The sequence below is a fragment of the Enterobacter sp. SECR19-1250 genome, from assembly GCF_013391025.1.
Taxonomy (GTDB): Bacteria; Pseudomonadota; Gammaproteobacteria; order Enterobacterales; family Enterobacteriaceae; genus Enterobacter; species Enterobacter cloacae.
Map to the genome: position 1 here is coordinate 1 of NZ_JACASJ010000213.1, position 3,135 is coordinate 3,135.

A 3,135-nucleotide genomic window follows, 5' to 3' on the forward strand; every position below is an offset into this window, starting at 1 on the left:
ACGAATCACCCGGACACGCTGCATTATTGCGAGTCGGTGTTTGACGTTGACCCAATCGCAGCCACCAGCGGTAAACCTGTCGGGCTGGCCTGGTTTAGCCCTGATTGTCGTCATTTCTCCAAAGCGAAAGGTGCGAAGCCGGTTAAGAAAGAAATTCGCGGTCTGGCTTGGATAGTCCTTCGTTGGGCTCTGGCGGTACGTCCCCGCGTCATGATGCTGGAGAACGTCGAAGAATTTAAGACATGGGGACCTCTGCTGGATGAAGAATTACGCCCGGATCCAGAGCGTGCAGGTGAAACGTTCGAGGCATTTGTCGGCATGCTGTCTACGGGGATCGCGGCGAATCATCCTGCATTGGCTGAAGTTTGTGAATTCCTTGCCATTGAGCCACACGGCCAGCAGGCGCAACAGCTGATCGCCGGGCTTGGCTATGAGGTTGATTATCGTGAGCTGCGCGCTTGCGACTTCGGCGCACCGACCATCAGAAAGCGTTTCTTCATGGTCATGCGCTGTGACGGTCGCCAGATTCAGTGGCCTGAAGCGACCCATGGTGATCCGAAATCATTGGAGGTACAGAGCGGCAAGCTGGCGCCATGGCGTACCGCTGCGGAGTGCATTGACTGGAATATCCCGGCTCTGTCCATCTTCGACCGCAAAAAGCCACTGGCGGAAAATACGCTTAAGAGGATCGCCCGCGGCATCCAGCGCTTCGTGATCGAGAGTGCATCACCATTCATTGTGAAGTGCAACCACACGACCTCTAAAGGTAGTTACGACTGTTTTCGTGGGCAGGATTTGAAGGCTCCTCTGCAGACCATCACGAAAACCCACGGGTATGCACTGGCGGTACCGCACCTTACAAAATTCCGTACAGGCGCAACCGGACAACCAGTTACTGAGCCGGTCCCAACCGTCACCGCCGGTACGTCGGCGCGCCCGGGTGGGAATGGGCATGCCCTCGGCGTAGTAGAGGCTTCTATCACTCCGTTCCTGGCTGGCAACGGCGGCAGTGAGTACCAGGCAAAGCCGCGCCCGCTGGATAAACCCGCGCACACCATCCTGAAGCAGTCCCGTGCATGCGTTGTTGCGCCGGTTATCGCCCGTCAGTTTGGTGCCAGTGTTGGGCACCGCGCTGACGAACCGAGCGCGACGATTACTGCTGGTGGCGGTGGTAAATCACAGCTGGTAACGCCAACACTGATCCAGATGGGCTATGGCGAACGCCCAGGGCAACAGCCGCGCATCCTCCAGCTGGATAACCCGCTTGGAACCGTCACCGCCGGCGGTAATAAGTTTGCGACGGTCAGTGCGTTTCTGGCGAAGCACTATGGCGGCAATTACACGGGGCCGGGTGTGAGCCTGGATGAACCAGCACACTCCGTTACTACTGTTGATCATCATGCGGTTGTTGCGTCTCACCTTGTGAAATTGCGGGGAACTTGCCGTGATGGACAATCTCTCGATAATCCAATGCCTACGGTAACAGCTGGTGGTCAACATGTTGGGGAGGTCCGCACTTTCCTGGAAGCTTACTGTGGAAAAAATGATGAGGACTGGCTGGTAACGATAGATGGGGTGAAATACCAGATCGTCGATATCGGCATGAGAATGTTACAGCCACATGAGCTTTATCGGGCTCAGGGATTCCCGGCAGGTTACATCATCGATCAGGATTATCGCGGCAAACGCTATGCAAAAGATAAGCAGGTTGCCCGTTGCGGTAATGCAGTACCTCCGCCTTTTGCTGAGGCGCTGGTGCGGGCAAATCTTCCTGAAATGTGCTCAGAGCAGCGGGAGGTGGCGTGAGAGCATTACTTAAGCCCGACATCGCTCGCAGTCTGGGTGTTGTCTTATTGAAGCCAGGCAGCGAACTGATGAGCCTCTTTCTCCAGGGGCGCATTCTGATCGAGCCAGAACCAAAATCAATGTCACACCTGCCTTCGGGCAGGGTGCCTGATGCCCGGCAGCCACTTGCAGAAGATAAATCCCTCGAGTCTTTTTTCACTGATGAGCGAGTTATCAAAGCTGCTGGTGGCATGCCTGCTCTGGAGGCATGGTTACGCCGCAGGTATCAGCATTGCCAGTGGCCACACTCCGATTATCACCATGCTGAACTGGTCACAATGCAGTTTGAGCCCGGTGCAATGCTTCTATGCTGGCATTGTGATAATGAATTGCGGGACCAGTCTACAGAGCGACTATCGGCGCTGGCACGTAAGAATGTCATTGAGTGGGTTGTAGATTCGATATTGATGTCACTCCGGGCTGGTAAAGATCGTGAGCTTTCTGTCGCAGAACTGTGCTGGTGGGCCGTGTATGCCGGTGTGGCAGATGCCATTCCGGAAGGTCTGGCTGCCAGGGCGCTGAGGCTACCGTATGAGCCATTCCCTACCGTCTACAAAGAAAGCAGCATTATTGCCGCAGACAACAGGCCAACCGTTGCCCTGCAGGGGAGGCTCAATACTGCAGGGGCATTTAAAAGATGCAGGTCGGGAGCAAACCAGCAGGAGACACAGGAACAACATCCGAAGGTATTAGCGCTACGTGCGGATCCAGAGTCACCAGAATCTTTTATGCTCAGGCCAAAGCGTCGGCGTTGGACCTGCGAGGACTACACCCGGTGGGTTAAAGCTCAGCCTTGCTCTGGTTGCAGAAGACCTGCAGACGATCCCCACCACATTATCGGAAATGGGATGGGCGGTACCGCCACCAAGGCCCACGATCTCTTCGTGTTCCCTCTGTGCAGAGAGTGTCACGACGAGCTTCATGCCGATGTAGCGGCGTTCGAGAAGAAACACGGCTCGCAGCTGCAGCTGCTGTTCCGGTTTCTGGATTGGGCGCTGGCAGTCGGCGTAATAGTAAATAAGTAAGTGTATGGAGTTGAGAATGACACCGCAGCAACGTCGTAAGTATCTTAATGCCTTTACCACAGTGGCGAACGCCACTCATAAGCGCTATCTGGGGAAGTCCGTATTACTTACAGGTATTCAGGCTGGCTGGATCAAATCACTCCTTTGTGTATGGGGTGATGGGGTGCGTGGTGATACTGCACCACGTAAACCAACAGGGCATTCGTGTTGGAACCGTCATTCCGCAGCTAATTCCAGAATTTAAATAGCGTGATCTGGCGATCAG

At 55.0% G+C, this 3,135-nt stretch carries 2 protein-coding genes; both read left to right on the forward strand.

Annotation, left to right across the window (positions count from 1 at the left end):
- The coding region (locus HX884_RS25865; protein ID WP_178329000.1) for a DNA cytosine methyltransferase at positions 1-1,806 on the forward strand (1,806 nt) is incomplete at its 5' end.
- Complete coding sequence (locus tag HX884_RS25870; RefSeq protein WP_032620605.1) at positions 1,803-2,870, forward strand: DUF968 domain-containing protein; 1,068 nt, start codon at positions 1,803-1,805, stop codon at positions 2,868-2,870. The genes HX884_RS25865 and HX884_RS25870, both read left to right, overlap by 4 nt.
- Positions 2,871-3,135: the final 265 nt, after the last annotated feature.